The sequence below is a fragment of the Pseudomonas piscis genome (assembly GCF_009380155.1).
In the GTDB taxonomy this organism is placed as follows: Bacteria; Pseudomonadota; Gammaproteobacteria; order Pseudomonadales; family Pseudomonadaceae; genus Aquipseudomonas; species Aquipseudomonas piscis.
The window spans coordinates 1-18,325 of sequence record NZ_WHUV01000001.1 but is presented as its reverse complement, the minus strand read 5'-3'; the positions used below and the strand labels follow the sequence as shown (position 1 = coordinate 18,325).

12 protein-coding genes and 1 pseudogene are annotated in these 18,325 nt (G+C 56.4%); 12 read left to right on the top strand and 1 reads right to left on the bottom strand.

The genetic code is table 11. The features are described from left to right. Positions 1 to 196 precede the first annotated feature (196 nt). The 11 genes and pseudogenes from dnaA to GDH07_RS32205 all read left to right on the top strand — a co-directional run bounded on the left by dnaA (position 197) and on the right by GDH07_RS32205 (position 15,907). Positions 197 to 1,738: a chromosomal replication initiator protein DnaA gene (dnaA, locus tag GDH07_RS00065; RefSeq protein ID WP_053137797.1), complete on the top strand. Its 1,542-nt coding sequence runs from the start codon at positions 197 to 199 to the stop codon at positions 1,736 to 1,738. A gap of 38 nt (positions 1,739 to 1,776) precedes the next feature. Next, positions 1,777 to 2,880, top strand: coding sequence for a DNA polymerase III subunit beta (gene dnaN / locus GDH07_RS00060; protein ID WP_022638827.1), 1,104 nt, complete (start codon positions 1,777 to 1,779; stop codon positions 2,878 to 2,880). 20 nt (positions 2,881 to 2,900) lie between these two features. Beyond that, positions 2,901 to 4,004, top strand: coding sequence for a DNA replication/repair protein RecF (gene recF, locus GDH07_RS00055; RefSeq protein ID WP_022638828.1), 1,104 nt, complete (start codon positions 2,901 to 2,903; stop codon positions 4,002 to 4,004). A 4-nt stretch (positions 4,005 to 4,008) separates the two neighbouring features. Further along, on the top strand, positions 4,009 to 6,426 hold the full coding sequence (gyrB, locus tag GDH07_RS00050) for a DNA topoisomerase (ATP-hydrolyzing) subunit B (protein ID WP_053137799.1): 2,418 nt from the start codon (positions 4,009 to 4,011) through the stop codon (positions 6,424 to 6,426). A gap of 258 nt (positions 6,427 to 6,684) precedes the next feature. Next, complete coding sequence (locus GDH07_RS00045) at positions 6,685 to 8,295, top strand: type I restriction-modification system subunit M (protein ID WP_152896426.1); 1,611 nt, start codon at positions 6,685 to 6,687, stop codon at positions 8,293 to 8,295. After that, positions 8,292 to 9,602: a restriction endonuclease subunit S gene (locus GDH07_RS00040; RefSeq protein ID WP_152896425.1), complete on the top strand. Its 1,311-nt coding sequence runs from the start codon at positions 8,292 to 8,294 to the stop codon at positions 9,600 to 9,602. The genes GDH07_RS00045 and GDH07_RS00040 overlap by 4 nt, the downstream gene beginning before the upstream one ends. 49 nt (positions 9,603 to 9,651) lie before the next feature. After that, positions 9,652 to 9,804 (top strand): annotated as a pseudogene (locus tag GDH07_RS00035) (LOTUS domain-containing protein); the annotation flags it as partial. Between the two features lie 3 nt (positions 9,805 to 9,807). Then, positions 9,808 to 13,092, top strand: coding sequence for a type I restriction endonuclease subunit R (locus GDH07_RS00030; RefSeq protein ID WP_152896423.1), 3,285 nt, complete (start codon positions 9,808 to 9,810; stop codon positions 13,090 to 13,092). Between the two features lie 13 nt (positions 13,093 to 13,105). Next, positions 13,106 to 13,816, top strand: coding sequence for a YgjP family zinc-dependent metalloprotease (locus GDH07_RS00025; RefSeq protein ID WP_152896422.1), 711 nt, complete (start codon positions 13,106 to 13,108; stop codon positions 13,814 to 13,816). A 244-nt stretch (positions 13,817 to 14,060) separates the two neighbouring features. Further along, positions 14,061 to 14,762 (top strand): hypothetical protein, encoded by a 702-nt coding sequence (locus GDH07_RS00020; RefSeq protein WP_152896421.1) that lies wholly within the window; start codon positions 14,061 to 14,063, stop codon positions 14,760 to 14,762. A gap of 98 nt (positions 14,763 to 14,860) precedes the next feature. Further along, positions 14,861 to 15,907, top strand: coding sequence for a hypothetical protein (locus GDH07_RS32205; RefSeq protein ID WP_178124001.1), 1,047 nt, complete (start codon positions 14,861 to 14,863; stop codon positions 15,905 to 15,907). A 10-nt stretch (positions 15,908 to 15,917) separates the two neighbouring features. On the opposite strand, the gene GDH07_RS00010 is transcribed toward GDH07_RS32205, so the two are convergent. Then, entirely contained in the window at positions 15,918 to 16,148 is a 231-nt protein-coding gene (locus GDH07_RS00010; RefSeq protein ID WP_152896420.1) for a hypothetical protein, read from the bottom strand. Between the two features lie 245 nt (positions 16,149 to 16,393). Here GDH07_RS00010 and GDH07_RS00005 point away from each other — a divergent pair, with 245 nt between their 5' ends. Next, positions 16,394 to 17,857 carry an SEL1-like repeat protein gene (locus tag GDH07_RS00005; RefSeq protein ID WP_152896419.1) on the top strand — a complete coding sequence of 488 codons (1,464 nt, stop codon included), beginning with the start codon at positions 16,394 to 16,396 and terminating at the stop codon, positions 17,855 to 17,857. Positions 17,858 to 18,325 lie beyond the last annotated feature (468 nt).

Here is an 18,325-nt window from a genome sequence, read left to right as displayed (position 1 = left end):
TTTGACCCCGAGTTGTGCATAGATCTCAAGCCTGGTTATCCACAGAGCTTATGCACATACCGCTGGTCGTGTTTATTCGGGTTAAGGCATTGATTCTTAGTGCCCTGGCGACACGCTACATGTGGATAAGTGGACGGCTGACCGTTACAATGGCCGCTTGTTTTTGCCTCACCGGCTTTCAACTCAGGGGATATCCGTGTCAGTGGAACTTTGGCAGCAGTGCGTGGAGCTTCTGCGTGATGAGCTGCCTGCCCAACAATTCAACACTTGGATCCGTCCGCTACAGGTCGAAGCCGAAGGCGACGAGTTGCGTGTCTACGCACCGAATCGTTTCGTTCTCGATTGGGTCAATGAAAAGTACCTGGGCCGCGTGCTCGAGTTGCTGGATGAACACGGCAACGGTATGGCGCCGGTTCTTTCCTTATTAATAGGCAGCAAGCGCAGCTCGGCTCCGCGCGCCGCGCCCAATGCGCCGTTGGCTGCAGCTGCTTCCCAGGCGTTGCAGGCAGCTGCTGCGGCCAAAGCGGCTGCCGAGCCTGTTGCGCCAGCTCCGGCACCGACTCCTGCCCCGGCCAAGAAGGCCGTCGAGCAGAAGGCCGAGGAAACCAGCGAAGAACCCTCTCGAGACAGCTTCGACCCCATGGCGGGAGCCAGTTCGCAACAGGCTCCGGTACGCACCGAACAGCGCACCGTCCAGGTGGAAGGCGCGCTCAAGCACACCAGCTACCTGAATCGCACCTTCACTTTCGAGAACTTCGTCGAGGGCAAGTCCAACCAGCTGGCCCGTGCTGCGGCCTGGCAGGTAGCGGACAACCCCAAGCATGGCTACAACCCGCTCTTCCTTTATGGGGGCGTCGGCCTGGGTAAGACCCACTTGATGCACGCTGTGGGTAACCACCTGCTGAAGAAGAACCCGAATGCCAAGGTCGTGTACCTGCATTCCGAGCGCTTCGTGGCGGATATGGTCAAGGCGTTGCAGCTCAACGCCATCAACGAATTCAAGCGCTTCTACCGTTCGGTGGACGCACTGCTGATCGACGATATCCAGTTCTTCGCGCGAAAAGAACGTTCCCAGGAAGAGTTCTTCCACACTTTCAACGCCCTTCTTGAAGGCGGCCAGCAGGTGATTCTCACCAGCGACCGTTATCCGAAGGAGATCGAGGGTCTGGAAGAGCGCCTCAAGTCCCGCTTCGGCTGGGGCCTGACGGTGGCGGTAGAACCGCCGGAGCTGGAAACCCGGGTGGCGATCCTGATGAAGAAGGCCGACCAGGCCAAGGTCGAGCTGCCTCACGATGCGGCGTTCTTCATCGCCCAGCGGATCCGTTCCAACGTCCGTGAACTGGAAGGCGCGCTCAAGCGGGTGATTGCCCACTCGCACTTCATGGGCCGCGATATCACCATCGAGCTGATTCGCGAATCCCTGAAGGACCTGCTGGCATTGCAGGACAAGCTGGTGTCTGTGGATAACATCCAGCGTACCGTCGCCGAGTACTACAAGATCAAGATTTCCGATCTGCTGTCCAAGCGGCGTTCGCGCTCTGTCGCCCGCCCGCGCCAGGTGGCCATGGCGTTGTCCAAGGAACTGACCAACCACAGCCTGCCGGAAATCGGCGATGTGTTTGGCGGTCGCGACCACACCACGGTCCTGCACGCCTGCCGCAAGATCAATGAACTTAAGGAATCCGACGCGGACATCCGCGAGGACTACAAGAACCTGCTGCGTACCCTGACCACTTGATGATTCCAACGCAGCTTATTAAGGCAAGGGACTAGACCATGCATTTCACCATTCAACGCGAAGCCCTGTTGAAACCCCTGCAACTGGTCGCCGGCGTCGTCGAACGCCGCCAGACCTTGCCGGTGCTTTCCAACGTGCTGCTGGTTGTCGAAGGCCAGCAGTTGTCGCTGACCGGTACCGACCTGGAAGTCGAACTGGTCGGTCGCGTGCAACTTGAAGAACCAGCCGAGCAAGGGGAAATTACCGTTCCCGCGCGCAAGCTGATGGACATCTGCAAGAGCCTGCCCAACGACGCCCTGATCGACATCAAGGTCGACGAGCAGAAGCTGGTGGTGAAGGCCGGCCGTAGCCGCTTCACCCTGTCGACCCTGCCGGCCAACGACTTCCCTACCGTGGAAGAAGGCCCAGGCTCCCTGACCTGCCAGCTGGAGCAGAGCAAGCTGCGCCGCTTGATCGAACGCACCAGCTTCGCCATGGCCCAGCAGGACGTGCGCTACTACCTCAATGGCATGTTGCTGGAAGTCTCCGCCGGGATCATCCGCGCCGTGGCCACCGATGGTCACCGCCTGGCCATGTGCTCGATGCAGGCCGACATCGGCCAGCAAGATCGTCACCAGGTGATCGTGCCGCGCAAGGGTATCCTGGAGCTGGCCCGCCTGCTCACCGAGCCGGATGGCAACGTCAGTATCGTCCTGGGCCAGCATCACATCCGCGCCACCACCGGTGAATTCACCTTCACCTCCAAACTGGTGGACGGCAAGTTCCCGGACTACGAGCGCGTGCTGCCCAAAGGCGGCGACAAGCTGGTACTGGGTGACCGCCAGGTCCTGCGCGAGGCCTTCAGCCGTACCGCGATCCTCTCCAACGAGAAGTACCGCGGTATTCGCCTGCAGCTGGCCAGCGGTCAGTTGAAGATCCAGGCCAACAACCCGGAACAGGAAGAAGCGGAAGAAGAAGTAGGCGTGGAGTACAACGGAGGCTCGTTGGAAATCGGCTTCAACGTCAGCTACCTGCTGGACGTGCTGGGCGTGATGACCACCGAGCAGGTTCGCCTGATCCTGTCCGACTCCAACAGCAGTGCACTGCTGCAAGAGTCCGACAACGACGACTCGGCTTACGTTGTCATGCCGATGCGCCTGTAATCATGCTCAGCAGAAGCTAGATGTCCCTCAGTCGCGTCTCGGTCACCGCGGTGCGCAATCTGCACCCGGTGACCTTCTCCCCCTCCCCCCGCATCAACCTCCTTTACGGCGCCAACGGCAGTGGCAAGACCAGCGTGCTGGAAGCCATCCACCTGCTGGGGCTCGCCCGCTCGTTTCGCAGTGCGCGCCTGTTACCGGTAATCCAGTACGAGCAGCTGGCTTGCACGGTATTCGGCCAGGTCGAGTTATCCGAGGGAGGGCACAGCAACCTGGGGATATCCCGTGACCGCCAGGGGGAATTCCAGATCCGCATCGACGGCCAGAATGCCCGCAGCGCGGCGCAGTTGGCGGAAATCCTGCCATTGCAGTTGATCAACCCCGACAGCTTCCGTCTCTTGGAAGGGGCGCCGAAGATCCGCCGACAGTTCCTGGATTGGGGAGTGTTCCATGTGGAACCTCGCTTCATGTCCACCTGGCAGCGCTTGCAGAAGGCCCTGCGGCAGCGGAACTCATGGCTGCGGCATGGTACACTTGACGCCGCTTCGCAAGCGGCCTGGGACCGGGAACTGTGCCAGGCCAGCGCTGAAATCGATGAATACCGCCGCGCTTATATCAAAGCCTTGAAACCAGTCTTTGAGCGGACCTTGAGCGAACTGCTGGAGCTCGAGGGCCTGACGCTTAGCTATTACCGTGGCTGGGACAAGGACCGCGAGCTGAGTGAAGTCCTCGCGACCGCCCTGCACCGTGATCAGCAAATGGGCCATACCCAGGCCGGCCCGCAACGCGCTGATTTGCGCTTGCGCCTAGGTGGACACAACGCCGCGGACATCTTGTCCCGGGGCCAGCAGAAGCTGGTGGTCTGCGCCTTGCGCATCGCCCAGGGGCACCTGGTCAGCCAGGCCCGCCGCGGTCAGTGTATTTATCTGGTGGACGACTTGCCGTCCGAGTTGGACGAGCAGCACCGCCGCGCACTTTGCCGCTTGTTGGAAGACTTACGCTGCCAGGTGTTCATCACCTGTGTAGACCACGAATTATTGAGGGAAGGCTGGCAGACGGAAACGCCAGTTGCTTTGTTCCACGTGGAACAAGGCCGTATCACCCAGACCCACGACCATCGGGAGTGAAGGCATGAGCGAAGAAAATACGTACGACTCGAACAGCATCAAGGTGCTGAAAGGTTTGGATGCCGTACGCAAACGTCCCGGTATGTACATTGGCGACACCGATGACGGCAGCGGTCTGCACCACATGGTGTTCGAGGTGGTCGACAACTCGATCGACGAAGCTTTGGCCGGCCATTGCGACGACATCAGCGTCATCATCCACCCGGACGAATCCATCACCGTACGCGACAACGGTCGCGGTATCCCGGTGGATGTGCACAAGGAAGAAGGCGTTTCCGCAGCCGAGGTCATCATGACCGTACTGCACGCCGGCGGTAAGTTCGACGACAACTCCTACAAGGTTTCCGGCGGCCTGCACGGCGTGGGTGTGTCGGTGGTGAACGCCCTGTCCGAGGAGCTGGTGCTCACCGTACGTCGTAGCGGCAAGATCTGGGAACAGACCTATGTCCATGGCGTACCCCAGGAGCGGATGAAGATCGTTGGCGACAGCGAGACCACCGGTACCCAGATCCACTTCAAGCCTTCGGCCGAGACCTTCAAGAACATCCACTTCAGCTGGGATGTCCTGGCCAAGCGGATCCGTGAACTGTCCTTCCTCAACTCCGGCGTCGGCATCGTCCTCAAGGACGAGCGCACCGGCAAGGAAGAGCTGTTCAAGTACGAGGGCGGCTTGCGCGCCTTCGTCGAATACCTGAACACCAACAAGACTGCGGTGAACCAGGTATTCCACTTCAACGTCCAGCGTGACGACGGCATCGGCGTGGAAGTCGCCCTGCAGTGGAACGACAGCTTCAACGAAAGCCTGCTGTGCTTCACCAACAACATTCCCCAGCGCGACGGCGGTACCCACCTGGTGGGCTTCCGTTCGGCCCTGACTCGTAACCTGAACAACTACATCGAACAGGAAGGCCTGGCCAAGAAGCACAAGGTCGCCACCACCGGTGACGACGCCCGTGAAGGTCTGACCGCGATCATCTCGGTGAAGGTGCCGGATCCGAAGTTCAGCTCCCAGACCAAGGACAAGCTGGTGTCTTCCGAAGTGAAGACCGCGGTCGAGCAGGAGATGGGCAAGTACTTCTCCGACTTCCTGCTGGAAAACCCCAACGAAGCCAAGCTGGTGGTCGGCAAGATGATCGACGCAGCCCGGGCTCGTGAAGCCGCGCGCAAGGCTCGTGAAATGACCCGCCGCAAAGGCGCCCTGGATATCGCCGGCCTGCCAGGCAAGCTGGCTGACTGCCAGGAGAAGGATCCAGCGCTGTCCGAACTCTACCTGGTGGAGGGTGACTCCGCGGGCGGTTCTGCCAAGCAGGGCCGTAACCGCAAGACCCAGGCGATCCTGCCGCTCAAGGGCAAGATCCTCAACGTCGAGAAGGCCCGCTTCGACAAGATGATCTCTTCCCAGGAGGTCGGCACCCTGATCACCGCCCTGGGCTGTGGCATTGGGCGTGAAGAGTACAACATCGACAAGCTGCGCTATCACAACATCATCATCATGACCGATGCTGACGTCGACGGTTCGCACATCCGTACCCTGCTGCTGACCTTCTTCTTCCGCCAGCTGCCGGAGCTGATCGAGCGCGGCTACATCTATATCGCCCAGCCGCCGCTGTACAAGGTCAAGAAAGGCAAGCAAGAGCAATACATCAAAGACGACGACGCCATGGAAGACTACATGACCCAGTCGGCTCTGGAAGATGCCAGCCTGCACTTGAATGAAGACGCCCCTGGTATTTCCGGCGAAGCCCTGGAGCGCCTGGTCAACGACTTCCGCATGGTGATGAAGACCCTCAAGCGCCTGTCGCGTCTGTACCCACAGGAGCTGACCGAGCACTTCATCTACCTGCCGCCAGTGAGCCTGGAGCAACTGTCCGACCACGCCGCCATGCAGGAATGGCTGGCCAAGTACGACGCCCGCCTGCGTAACTCCGAGAAGTCGGGCCTGGTCTACAAGGCCAGCCTGCGCGAAGACCGCGAGCGTAATCTCTGGCTGCCAGAGGTCGAGCTGATTTCCCACGGCCTGTCGAGCTACGTCACCTTCAACCGCGACTTCTTCGGTAGCAATGACTACAAGACCGTCGTATCCCTTGGCGCTCAGCTGAGCACCTTGCTGGATGAAGGCGCCTACGTGCAGCGTGGCGAGCGCAAGAAGCCAGTGACCGAGTTCAAGGAAGCCCTGGACTGGCTGATGGCCGAAAGCACCAAGCGCCACACCATCCAGCGATACAAAGGTCTGGGCGAGATGAACCCTGACCAGCTGTGGGAAACCACCATGGACCCGACCATGCGCCGCATGCTCAAGGTCACTGTGGAAGACGCCATCGCCGCCGACCAGATCTTCAACACCCTGATGGGTGATGCGGTCGAACCTCGTCGCGACTTCATCGAAAGCAACGCCCTGGCGGTGTCCAACCTGGACTTCTGATCAGGTGTAGGTGGACAAAGTTATTTGCCCATTCGGCCAAAGTTAGAGGGTTAGGCCAAAGTTAATTGCCTGCTGTCCTCAAACCCCGGTTGACTGAAAGGTCTGCCGGGGTTTTGTCGTTCAGGAGGAATTGATTTTTCGGGCTTCAAGTGGCGTCGACTTGTAGAATAGATCCCACATTTTTCTGATGCGCTCAGGAGTCATGGCAGCAATCGCCAGGTACTGGGCGTAGTGCTTTGTATAGGGATTGATTTACCCATGGCTGACAAGCTGTCACTCGAAACGCTGGAGTCCTGGCTCTGGGAATCCGCCAACATCCTGCGCGGTTCCATCGACTCCTCTGACTTCAAGAACTACATCTTCGGCCTCCTCTTCCTCAAACGTTACAACGATGTGTTCGAAGAGCGCATTGCCAAGCTGATGAAGGACGAAGGTCTGAGCTTTGGCGATGCTCAGGATGAAATTGAGGACAAATGGGGCAAATTTCCGATTAGTGCCCGTTGGTTCGATCTGATATCTCGCACTGAGAATATTGGCGAAGCCCTCGACAAGGCATTCGCGACCATAGAGGCCAATAACCCTGATCTGCAACATGTGCTGACTGCTACACAGTACGGCGATAAGAGGGTGCTGTCGGATGCCACTTTGCAGCGTCTGCTGCGCCACTTTAACCAGTACAAGTTGGGCAATGACGACCTGTACAAGGCCGACATGCTGGGCGATGCCTACGAGTATCTGATCAAGCAATTTGCCGACGATGCCGGAAAAAAAGGTGGCGAGTTCTATACGCCCAAGGCCGTGGTGCAGTTGGTAGTTGAGCTAATTGACCCGCAGCCGGGTCATAGTGTGTATGACCCCACCTGCGGAAGCGGCGGCATGCTGGTAGAGAGCGCTCACCATGTTTCAGCTTTGCCCAATGGCACCCTGATGGGCAAGCCTAATGTGCTGTTGTTCGGGCAGGAAAAGAACTTAGGCACCTGGGCTATCGCCAAGCTCAATCTTTACCTGCACAACATGCATGCCTCCATTGAGCGCGGAGACACCTTGGTCGAGCCCAGGCACCTCGACGGCGATTACCTGAAGACCTTCGACCGGGTGATTGCCAATCCGCCGTTCTCGGCAAAATCCTGGTGGGCGCCGTTGGAACTGAGTCACGAGAACGAGCAAGACAGTGGCAAGAAGCCCAAGGCCCCCAACTACAAGCAGGTCAGTGACCCTTATGGTCGCTTGGTCTATGGCATCCCGCCACGGGGCTATGCTGATCTTGCATTTGCCCAGCATATGCTGGCTAGTCTAAAGGCCGATGGGCGCATGGGCATTATCCTGCCGCACGGTGTGCTGTTCCGTAGCGGCGAAGAAGGCAAGATTCGCGAGGGAATGCTGTTTGGCACCGACGCCGCGAGTGGCAACCAGCTAGGTGACTTGATTGAAGCTATTGTTGGCCTGCCCTCTGCTCTGTTCTATAACACCGGTATTCCGGCTTGCGTGCTGATCCTCAACAAGCAGAAACCCGCTTCGCTCAAGGGTAAGGTCATCATCATAGATGCCAGTCGTGACTACATAGAAGGTAAGGCCCAGAACAGCCTGCGCGTTGAAGATATTACACGCATTGTCAGCACCCACAAGATGGCATTTGAACAACAGGCTGAAGTCGATAACTACTGCCGAGTGGTTACGCTGGACGAAATTCGTAGCAACGACGGCAACCTCAATATCTCGCGATATATCGACAACGGCGAGACCGAAGCAACTGTAGATATGGCCGCTACTTTGGCAGAACTGGCGACTCTGGCCGAGGAAGAGGCTCAAATTGATATGCGATTGAATGGTTATCTGGTGGAGTTGGAGCTGCTGGAGGCCGAGGGATGAGTACAGCAGGGAAGCTGGGCTATCAGAAGTCTAAGTCAGTTAGGACTCCACAAGGTTGGACAGAAACAACCTTAGGTAAAGTCGTAGACTTTCGTGGAGGCAACGCCTTCAAAGAAAAATTCCAAGGGAAGGATTCTGGTGATTTTCCGTTTATAAAGGTTAGCGACTTTAACCTTTTAGCAAACCAAAAATTCATCAGAGACGCGAATCACTGGATTGATGCGGGCGCTAATAAGGAAATAAAGGCGACTCTATTTGAGGCTGGATCTGTGGTGTTCGCGAAGGTAGGTGCTGCATTACTATCGAATCGTCGTCGGATTCTTACTCGAAAGACGGCCATTGATAACAATCTGATGGCTGCAATCCCCCGCCACATTGACCCAATTTTTTGTTACTACCATCTGCAAACGGTAGATCTTGGAAAGATGGTTCAGGATGGAGCTGTGCCATCTGTAAATCAGGGGCAGCTTCAATCCCTGCCGTTTGTGCAACCATCACTCCCCGAGCAACAAAAAATCGCTGCAATCCTTACGGCTGTAGACGACAAGCTAGATGTAATTGCGCGCCAGATTGAAGGCACCCTGACCCTGAAGCAGGGCTTGATGCAAACTCTGTTCAGCCGGGGTATGGGAACTCAAGATGTTACTGGTCGTTGGATTCCGCATACCGAGTTCAAGGACAGTGAATTGGGCGCGATTCCTACTCGATGGTCTGTAAAGGAAATTGGTGAAGCGTTAAGCATTGTAGAACGCCCCATCAAAATGGCGGACGATCAGCTCTACCGGAGAGTGACAGTGAGGCGGCGCCACGCTGGGGTCGATCTTAGGGACGAGTTGGCTGGCGCGGACATTAAGGTCAAGAATCAATATCTTCTTGAGGCGGGTGACTTTCTTATATCTGAGCGACAGATTGTCCATGGTGCGTGTGGCATTGTTCCCGAGCACCTTGCAGGTGCGTTGGTTTCAAACGAGTACCTTGTGCTCCAGGCAAAAGAAGGCTTTGACGTAACCTTTTTTAACTATCTGGTTCAGCTACTGAAATATGCAAAGCTATTTCTTGTTTGTAGCCAGGGTGTGGACATCGAGAAGTTTCTCTTCAAACCTAAGGACTGGCTGAAAAAGCGGATTCCTCTCCCTCCGCTCGCAGAGCAGCAGCGAATAGCCGAGATATTGGCATCCATCGAAGAGAAAACTAATGCCCTGCGAAGGAAGCAATCTGAGTATCAAAATCTCAAACGTGGCCTGATGCAAAAACTGCTAACCGGCGAATGGCGGGTCAAACTCGATAGGCCTACTGGAACTGCCTGAGTTTAAATTCATGGACGAAACCATCCTCCTGCCCTCAATGGATTGCCCGCAGACGCCTAAGCGCTATGGCTGCGGAAGCTGGCGTCATGTCATCCATGAGTCGCAGCAGTTTGAAATTCGTAAGCAAAGCCAAGCCGATAACGGCGCTACGGTGGTTTGGTATCGCAGTCGTCCGAGGGAAACCTCAAAGGAACAGGAGTAAGCAATGAGCCAGTCACCTGAGAAGGTCGGGGTCGAGCTGCCCGCCATCAATTGGCTGATCAAGTTGGGTTACACCCATCTGCCCGGTAGCCAGGTGGAGGTTGAACATCGTCACCTGGCTCCGGTACTGGACGATGTGTTGCAGGCTCGGTTGCTCATCCTCAACCCATGGCTGGCGAGCGCCCCCGGTGGTATCAGCGCGGCGCTGATCGAGCTGCGTAAGCGCGTCAATGATGATCTGTTGCCTGGCAACAAAGCGTTCTGGGAACAGGTGGTGCATCGTTCGGACATCCAAGTGAAGGATGTCGAGGGCAAGCCGCGCAGCGTGCGCTTCTTCGATGCTAGTGATGCCAGCAACAACGACTTCCATGTGGTCGATCAGTACGTGGGGCGCAATGCAGATGGGGATGTTTTCCGCCCAGACCTGCTGTTGTTTGTGAATGGCTTGCCGCTCGCTATCATCGAATGCAAAGCCAGCCATCACCGTTTGGACGAAGCCTTGGGCCAGTTGGATGGCTATCAAAGCACCTTCCCTACCCAGTTTGTATTCAACCAAGTCTGTGTTGGGCTTAATCGGCGTGAAGGGCTGTATGGGGCGATCCTAACCAAGCCTGCCTATTACGCCCGCTATCGGTTGCAGGCGCTGGAGACTGCCGCTGTTACCGCCCTGTTAGGAGAAGCGCCAAGTGAGCAGGACAGTCTCCTGTGGGCCTTGTTCGTGCCGAGCCGCTTTCTGCAACTGATCACCCATTTTGTGCTGTTCGAAACCCGCGACGGCAAGACAGTGAAGAAGCTGCCGCGCTACCAGCAATGGCGTGCCGTGCGCAAAACGGTGGATCGTCTGTGCGCCCCGAAACCTTCAGGCGGCGTCGTTTGGCACACCCAGGGTAGCGGCAAGTCACTGACCATGGCCCTGCTCGCGCGCATGCTGCGTGCCGATAGCACGGGTTTGAACAATCCTACAGTGCTGGTACTGACCGACCGTAAAGACCTCGATAAGCAGATATTCGACACCTTCCACGCGGTGGGCATTAACGCCATCCAGGCCGTGTCGGTTGATGGCTTGCTGAAGATGCTGTCCAACGACTACGGCAGCGTGTTCACCAGCACTGTGCAAAAGTTCCAGGAGAACGATCAGCCCAGTGAGCAGGCCGCTGAGACTCCGGACGAAGAAGATGATGCCCTGCAAGTGACTCGTCACCGGCGGATTCGTGAGGAAAAGGACTTCTTCATCGTGCATGAGCGCAATGTCCACCACCTGGCGGTGGATGAGAACGGTGCTCCGATAAAGGCCAAGTGGGAAGAGATTAGCCGGGAGAAGGTGCACTTCCGAGTACTGAGCACCAAGCCCAACTTCTACGTGCTGGTCGATGAAGCTCACCGTAGTCAGTATGACTTCCTCGCGGCCTTTATGCGCGCCAGTTTGCCTAACGCCAAATTCATCGCCTTCACCGGTACGCCGCTGCTGCAAGAGGACAAACACACGCTGGGTGAGTTTGGCGGTGGTGAATACATCGACGAATACCGCCTGCATGAAGCTGTGGCGGATGGCGCAACCCTGCCGATCAAATACCAGGATGCTTGGGTGGCGCTGTCGGCCAATACGGAGCTGGATGCCGCGTTCAAAGAGCAATTTGCCGATCAGAGTGAAGTTCGCCAGCACGAGTTGAAGCGTGAGCTGTTGCGCCGCTGGCGTCAGGCCGGTGACCGTATGGAGCAGGTTGCCGAGCATCTGGTTGAGCACTTTCTCAGTAACGTAAAAGCCAAAGGTTTGAAGGCCATGCTGGTGTGCGATGGCCGCGACATGGCGGTGCGCTATAAGGATTTGCTCGATGCGATCATGGTCGAACGGGCGAACAAAGGGCTGCCCACTTTTGACAGCAAGGTAGTTATATCCTTGGCCAGCATCACCTCTTCCCGCACGGGCGCTTCTGCCATGGAAGAGGCGGCAGAGTACGAGATAGAGGCCGACAAGATTCGTAGCATCGAGGAGCGGGTCAAGGCCGAGGTGAAAGCTGGAAAGATCCCGGTGGCCATGCCATCCGAGCAAATCGGCAACTTTGTCAGCAAGCTGTTTCCCCTGCCCTACGGGGAAGAAAGTAAAGGGCTTGATGGTAAGCCGCAGGCGAACAATGTCGGGCTGATCATCGTTTCTGACATGCTGCTGACTGGGTGGGATGCCCCGATTGTCGGCACCATGTACCTCGACAAGCCGTTAAAAGAACACACCCTGTTGCAGGCCATCGCACGGGTGAACCGCACCCTGCCTGGCAAGAATGCCGGCTACATCGTGGATTACCACGGGGTGGTCGATCACCTTGATCACGCGCTGAAAATTTACGGCGGCGAGGTGAAGCCTTCGCAGGTATGGGAAGGTGTTGAGACCGAACTGCCCAAGCTGCAAGCCACACTCGACCGCATCCTCAAGTTGCTGCCGAAAAAGCATGACCCGGTGGCGCAGCGCGAGGCCTACAAAGACGACGCCGAGCGCTTCCTTGATCCTGCCACCCGACTGGACATGGTCGAAGAGTTCCTCGATTTGGTGAAGCAGTTCAACCGCTCAGTAGACATCATCCTGCCGGATGTCCGTGGCGTACCGTTCAAGCCATATTTCACCCTGCTAGGTGAGATTCGCCTGATGCTGCGCGACAAACTGCCGGGTAATACCTACAAGGAACGCATCACCAAACTGGAGTCCGCGCTGTTGCAACAGCTGCTGGATGAGTACATCGCGGCCAGCCCGGCTAAGAGCCTGCTGGGTCATGAGGTGTCGATTCTGGATGCCAGTGATATGGAGCGTTTGAAGAAACTGGCGAGCCCCGGTAGCCGCGCTCTGGTGATGAAAAACCAGCTCAAGCAAACCATCGTCACCGGTAAGGACAAGGATCCAGCATTCTTCGACAAGATCGCCGAGGAGCTGGAAAAGCTGCTGGAAGAGGAAAAGGCAGGTCGTATTACCCAAGTCAAGTTTCTGGAGCAACTGGAGCTGTTCAGCCAGCGAATTCAGGACAAGGACAAAACCGGCTTTGAAAAGCCTGCACACTCGGCGGTCTACCACTACCTTGCCGCCCAACTGACCGAGGACACGGCAAGAGTGGCAACGACCAAGCTGTTCGAAGATGAAATGCTGAACCGTGCGCTGGCGACTGAAAACTGGAAGAAAATGCCGGATACGCATCCTGATTTCAGAGACCACCTGCGCGGGGTATTGATGCCCCTGGCAGGCTGGGAGCGCTCAGTGGCGCGTGATCACGCCAAGCGTATCTTCGATATCTTGCTGAAAAACTGAAGCGACGCCACCTATGCCTGTGTTGAATTACGGCCAAACAGCTATCGAGTGGTACTTCCAGCTTGATAGCAAACTCAAGCGCCATTACGTGACCGTGGAACGGGGTCGTCCCGTGCTATTGCGTGGGCCGCAGGTGGATGAGCTTGAGCAAGAGGCTTTGGTGCTGCGTCGTGCGCGCTGGATTCGTGAAAAGCTGGCCCAGGTGAATCAGCCCCTTGCCAGCGAACCCATCGTGACCGGCAGTCGCCTGCGTTATGCAGGACGCACCTATTACACCGAAGTTCGTCATGCGCCAGATGCCCTCAAGCCTCGGCTGGCCTTCACTGCGTCACGCTTCATTGTTGATAACCCTGATGGTTTAGGTATTCATCCCGACGCACTGATGCCTTTGCTGGAGCGGTTCTATAGGGATCGGGCGCACGAGAAGCTGCCGCTACGTGTTCGCCACTGGCAACGCGAGACTGGACTCCTGGCTGCGGGGGTACGTATCCGTCATTTCCAAAGCCGTTGGGCGAGCTGCGATGCGAACCACATCCTGGAGTTTCATCCTAGGGTGATGGAGCTACCGGCCAGCGTGCAGGACTACGTCATCGTCCATGAGCTTTGCCATACGGTGGAAAAGAACCATACCAAGGCTTTTTGGGCGCTGGTGGCCAGCCATATGCCGAACTGGCAGAGGCAGCATCAGGTGTTGGAACGGGCTGTGTTTGGGGATGCGGTGTAGGTGATGAAAATCCCGGTACGAAAGTTAAGTCGTTTTTATGAGAAGACTACACATAGCAATGTGGTTCAGTCCGCTAGAAGATTGATCTTCACCCATTGCTCTCAGTCCATGGAGGAGCTTGGCCGTTATTATGCAGATACCGTCTACAATTTTGGTGGGACAGGTATTCTTATTAAATACCATGAGAAATTCTTTCTGCTGACGGCGCAGCACGTTATAGATGCTCACTACGAGATCGCACAGAATGAATCGCCTTTTTTTTACCCATCTTTATTCTGACAGAGGGTGGGCAGGTTCCGAGGATCTTGGGTTTCCAATGCGAGGCTGGCGCATAGGGGAATTAATCAAAGAAGATATACCAAATATCGACATGCAAGATATTGTTTTGATCGAGTTGGCATCACTCTTCCGTTATCCAAATACATTTATTGATCTCGACTCTCCTAATGCACCGAAAGGTGTTCCAGTAAGAAATTTATACGAGGGGATGATTCTTGTTGTCTCCGGTTATCCGATAGACGAGAACCCGATTGAGTACCCTTATGGTGATGACTACAACTGCTCTACGGTGCTCAATAAGCACATCACCTATGGGAGCTGTGATTTCGATGGTTCAACCCCCATTCTGCGCTTCCACGGAGAGAAGACGCACGCCATGCTAAATGGTATGAGTGGCGGAATAGTGTCAAACCTGATGCCTAAGGCCAACCAGGTTGAATGGGTAGGAATGATTCAGAAAGCTGGTAACAGTATTATCCATTTCTATCCGGCTTTTTGGATTATTCCGGCTATCAGAAGATATATGGAGGCCAGCCATTACATAATAGATCCAGCGATTATGCTAACAAATCTAGAGATTGATCTATCCCAAGAAGCAGTTGTTGGGCGAGGAGAATACTATCAGCTCATCAGAAAAATGACGGATACATTCAGGCAAAGAACTTAGCAGGATAATCTCTACAGCTGATGATGAACGCCAGAAAATAATAACTTTAGGCAAAGCTGAAGCCTAGGTGAGTTCATAACAGCTCAAAGGAATGGACGATGAAGCTTGTTCGGGATGCACGCACTCTGAAAGGCAAGGCTCTCTGCTCTCTCCGTACGGGAATGCAGGCGTTTAATAGCTTCGATGACGATGGGCGTATCACTACGGTACTGCTGCACCTCCAGCATGCTTGCGAGATGTTGCTGAAGGCCGTGCTGGTGCAGAACCAAGCCAAGGTCTTCGACAAAGAGGCAGGGCGTTCGATTAGTTTCGATAAATGCCTTGGGCTCTGCACCGCGCACTTTGGTCTGACGGCAGAGGAAGCCGGTGCAATGCGTGCGATTGATAGCTTGCGCGATGCGGCTCAGCATTGGTTCGTCGTCGTCGCCGAGGATCTGCTGTATCTCAACACGCGAGCATTGATCACGGCTTTTGATGCCTACCTTCAGCGTGCCCTGGAGGATGTCCTGATAAAGCACATCCCCGCTCGGGTTCTGCCGGTCTCGACCATGCCCCCAGGAGATTTCGAGTTCCTGGTAGATCGTGAATATCGCTTGATCCGGGAGTTGCTAGAGCCTGGTCGGCGGCATCGCGACGAAGCTCGTGCACGGATTCGTTCCCTGCTCGCCATGGAGTCGATTGCTGTGGAGGAGGTTTTCATATCCGAGCGCGACATCGACCGTATCGAGCGGGCAGTGCGTGCAGGGCAAGACATCCTTGAGGTTTTTCCTCGACTCTCCACTGTGGGTACGCGCACTGATGGTGAAGGGGTGAACCTAGTCGTTCATTTCTCCAGGAAGGAAGGCGCCCCTGTGCGCTATATCGGCGGTGATGACCCTGCCGACGCGGCTGCTGTGCGTGAGCTGGATCTCCAGAAGAAGTTCTACCTGGGGGCAGCCGACTTGGCTCAGAAGCTTGGGCTAACCCAGCCTAAGGCTCGGGTGTTGCGAGCTCATTTGGGGATAGATGCGGACGTGACCTGTCGTCACGTCTTCGAGTTTGGATCTACCAAGATCCCGCGCTTTTCGGACAATGCTTTCCGACGTATGCGCGAGGCCATGGACAATCTCGACATCGAGGAGCTTTGGCGGGCACGCCAGCGGTAGCGTCGCTGGATCAAAGCTCCACCGTCAGCGCTTTGATCCCCAACCCCGCGCAGAACCGCCCCACTGCCGTCAGAGAGCGCCAGAGTCTCACCGGCTCGCGCCGCGAGCGCACCGGCAGCCATTTCACCCCGAGGCGCAGCTCCAGGCGCCAGGTCTCGCCCTCACGCAGTACGCGAAATTCTTGTGCGGCACCCGTCTCGGCCAGTGCCTGCAACGTGTCCTGCTCGATGGCTCTTTTCATGGAACTCCCTGCTCTCGCGTCAAACCAATCGCCAGGGTTCTGGTATAGCGCAGGGCTGGAGGACGGTGACCACCATAGTCCGAGTGGTCACCGATCTTGGGTCAGGTGTGTGGGCGGATTAACCATAACGTCCAATTACACGCCGGCATTCGACGCCAACGCCCCAAACGCGTGATAGCATTTTGCGACTTGTCGCTTGAGCCTTTGCGAGAGCACCTTTTAATCGGATCAGGGAGCGATCATTCGTGAACAGCCTTCGCCAAACCGCCCAACAGGGGGATGCTGCTGCCCAATACAGCCTAGGTAGCTTGTACGAATGTGGTGAAGGTGTCGCGCCAGACCTTGAGAAAGCGGCTGGCTGGTACCGCAAAGCCGCAAGGCAGGGCCATGGCTGGGCTCAATACACCATGGGGCGCCTTTATGAGAGCGGGCAAGGTGTGCCGCAGGATTTGGCGAAAGCGGCCAGCTGGTACCGCAAGGCCGCCGAGCAGGGCGTCGACTGGGCCGAGTATGCATTGGGCGATCTGTACACCAAGGGCGAAGGCGTTTCACAAAATCTTGAAACGGCGGCAATGTGGTACCAGAGGGCCGCCATACAGACCCTTGCGGAGGCGCAGCATGCCCTGGCTTGCCTTTACGAAGAGGGTGAAGGCGTCGCGCAGGATCTGCTGAAAGCAGCTACTTGGCACCGTAAAGCCGCAGAACAAGGCTATGTTTTTGCCCAGCACTCCCTCGGTGACATGTACAAGAAAGGAGGCGGTGTTCGACAAAGCTTTGAAAAAGCGGGTGCTTGGTATCGCAAAGCCGCCGAGCAAGGATACAGCTGGGCCCAACTTGCCCTCGGCAAGCTCTACGAGAAAGGCGATGGCGTCAAGCAGAACGCGGTGAAGGCGGAGGGTTGGTATAAGAAAGCCGCTGACCAGGGGAACTGTTCGGCCGAATACGCGCTAGGCCGTCTATACGAAAAAGGTGAACCTTGTTCACGGGACTTCGCGGAAGCGGCAGCCTGGTATCGCAAAGCGGCAGAGCAAGGTCATGCTTCGGCTCAGGACGCGCTGGCACGCTTGTATTCAGATGGCCAAGGTGTGCCTCAGGACTTCGCAGAGGCAATTGTTTGGCACCACAAGGCTGCCGAACAGGGATCGGCTTGGGCTCAGTATGCGCTAGGCGATGTTTACGAAAGCGGCAAAATTACCCACCAGAATTTTTCAAAGGCCGCTGTCTGGTACCGTAAAGCTGCTGAGCAGGGAAGTGAACTCGCCCAAGATGCTCTTGGGGCGCTGTATGCGAAAGGTCGAGGTGTCCCGCAAGACTTCGTAGAGGCTGCCGTCTGGTACCGAAAGGCTGCTGAGCAGGGAGATGAGTATGCTCAGTACACGCTTGGGCGTCTTTACAAAAAAGGGCGAGGCGTGCCGCAGGACTTTGCAGAGGCGGCAACGTGGTACCGCAAGTCCGCTGAGCAGGGGAATGCCCATGCTCAGTACGTCCTAGGAGGTTTGTACAAGAACGGTGAGGGGGTTCCGCAGGATTATCAGAGCGCCTATATCTGGCTCTCGCTCTCTGTGAAGAATCGATGCTATATGAAAGGATTCGGTAAGCTGCTTAACGTGGTAGCCCAGAAGCTTTCGGCGTTGCAGCTAGAATCAGCGGAAAGCACCATCGCAGAATACTTGGAGTTGTATAGAACCGTACGTTCTGCAGCAGTATAAGGTTTTCTGCAGGTTCCAATGAGCGATCTCACCACGTTCCTCTCGTCTGCATGACTGGAACGGGGCTTTTCAATTGAAACTATAGGTCAGGAGGAATGGCCTTGGCGTTCCTTCGCCTTGCGAAAGGCTAAAGCCATGGTCGTGGTCTTCGGCAGGCGCTCAGTGTTCTTCTTCGGGCTGCGCTGGACGGTGCGCTTGCGTGGGTCGGATGGCTTGATCAACGATAGTTTTCGGTCATCGGAATGGTTGGGTGTCGCCGAATTAGCCGGTGTGTTCCGCCCATCTCTCGCCTGGGCGGATCGTGTCCCAGGAAGTGGTGTAACTCATCATGGTCTTGACCGCTGAGTTTGCCGTTTAGTTGATCACGGCCGACAGCTTGGCCTGTGGATTATCGCTGACCGCCTCGAAGGCCTCCAGTTGCATGTAACGTCGTTGCAGGCACCACTCGTCGTTCTGTTCCAGCAGCAT

Excerpts from the sequence above, each read along its gene's own strand:
- GDH07_RS32205 (WP_178124001.1), top strand. The coding sequence starts at position 14,861 with ATGAAGCTTGTTCGGGATGCACGCACTCTGAAAGGCAAGGCTCTCTGC.
- dnaN (WP_022638827.1), top strand. The coding sequence starts at position 1,777 with ATGCATTTCACCATTCAACGCGAAGCCCTGTTGAAACCCCTGCAACTG.
- GDH07_RS00025 (WP_152896422.1), top strand. The coding sequence starts at position 13,106 with ATGCCTGTGTTGAATTACGGCCAAACAGCTATCGAGTGGTACTTCCAG.
- recF (WP_022638828.1), top strand. The coding sequence starts at position 2,901 with ATGTCCCTCAGTCGCGTCTCGGTCACCGCGGTGCGCAATCTGCACCCG.
- GDH07_RS00010 (WP_152896420.1), bottom strand. The coding sequence starts at position 16,148 with ATGAAAAGAGCCATCGAGCAGGACACGTTGCAGGCACTGGCCGAGACG.
- GDH07_RS00045 (WP_152896426.1), top strand. The coding sequence starts at position 6,685 with ATGGCTGACAAGCTGTCACTCGAAACGCTGGAGTCCTGGCTCTGGGAA.
- gyrB (WP_053137799.1), top strand. The coding sequence starts at position 4,009 with ATGAGCGAAGAAAATACGTACGACTCGAACAGCATCAAGGTGCTGAAA.
- GDH07_RS00020 (WP_152896421.1), top strand. The coding sequence starts at position 14,061 with ATGAATCGCCTTTTTTTTACCCATCTTTATTCTGACAGAGGGTGGGCA.
- GDH07_RS00040 (WP_152896425.1), top strand. The coding sequence starts at position 8,292 with ATGAGTACAGCAGGGAAGCTGGGCTATCAGAAGTCTAAGTCAGTTAGG.
- GDH07_RS00030 (WP_152896423.1), top strand. The coding sequence starts at position 9,808 with ATGAGCCAGTCACCTGAGAAGGTCGGGGTCGAGCTGCCCGCCATCAAT.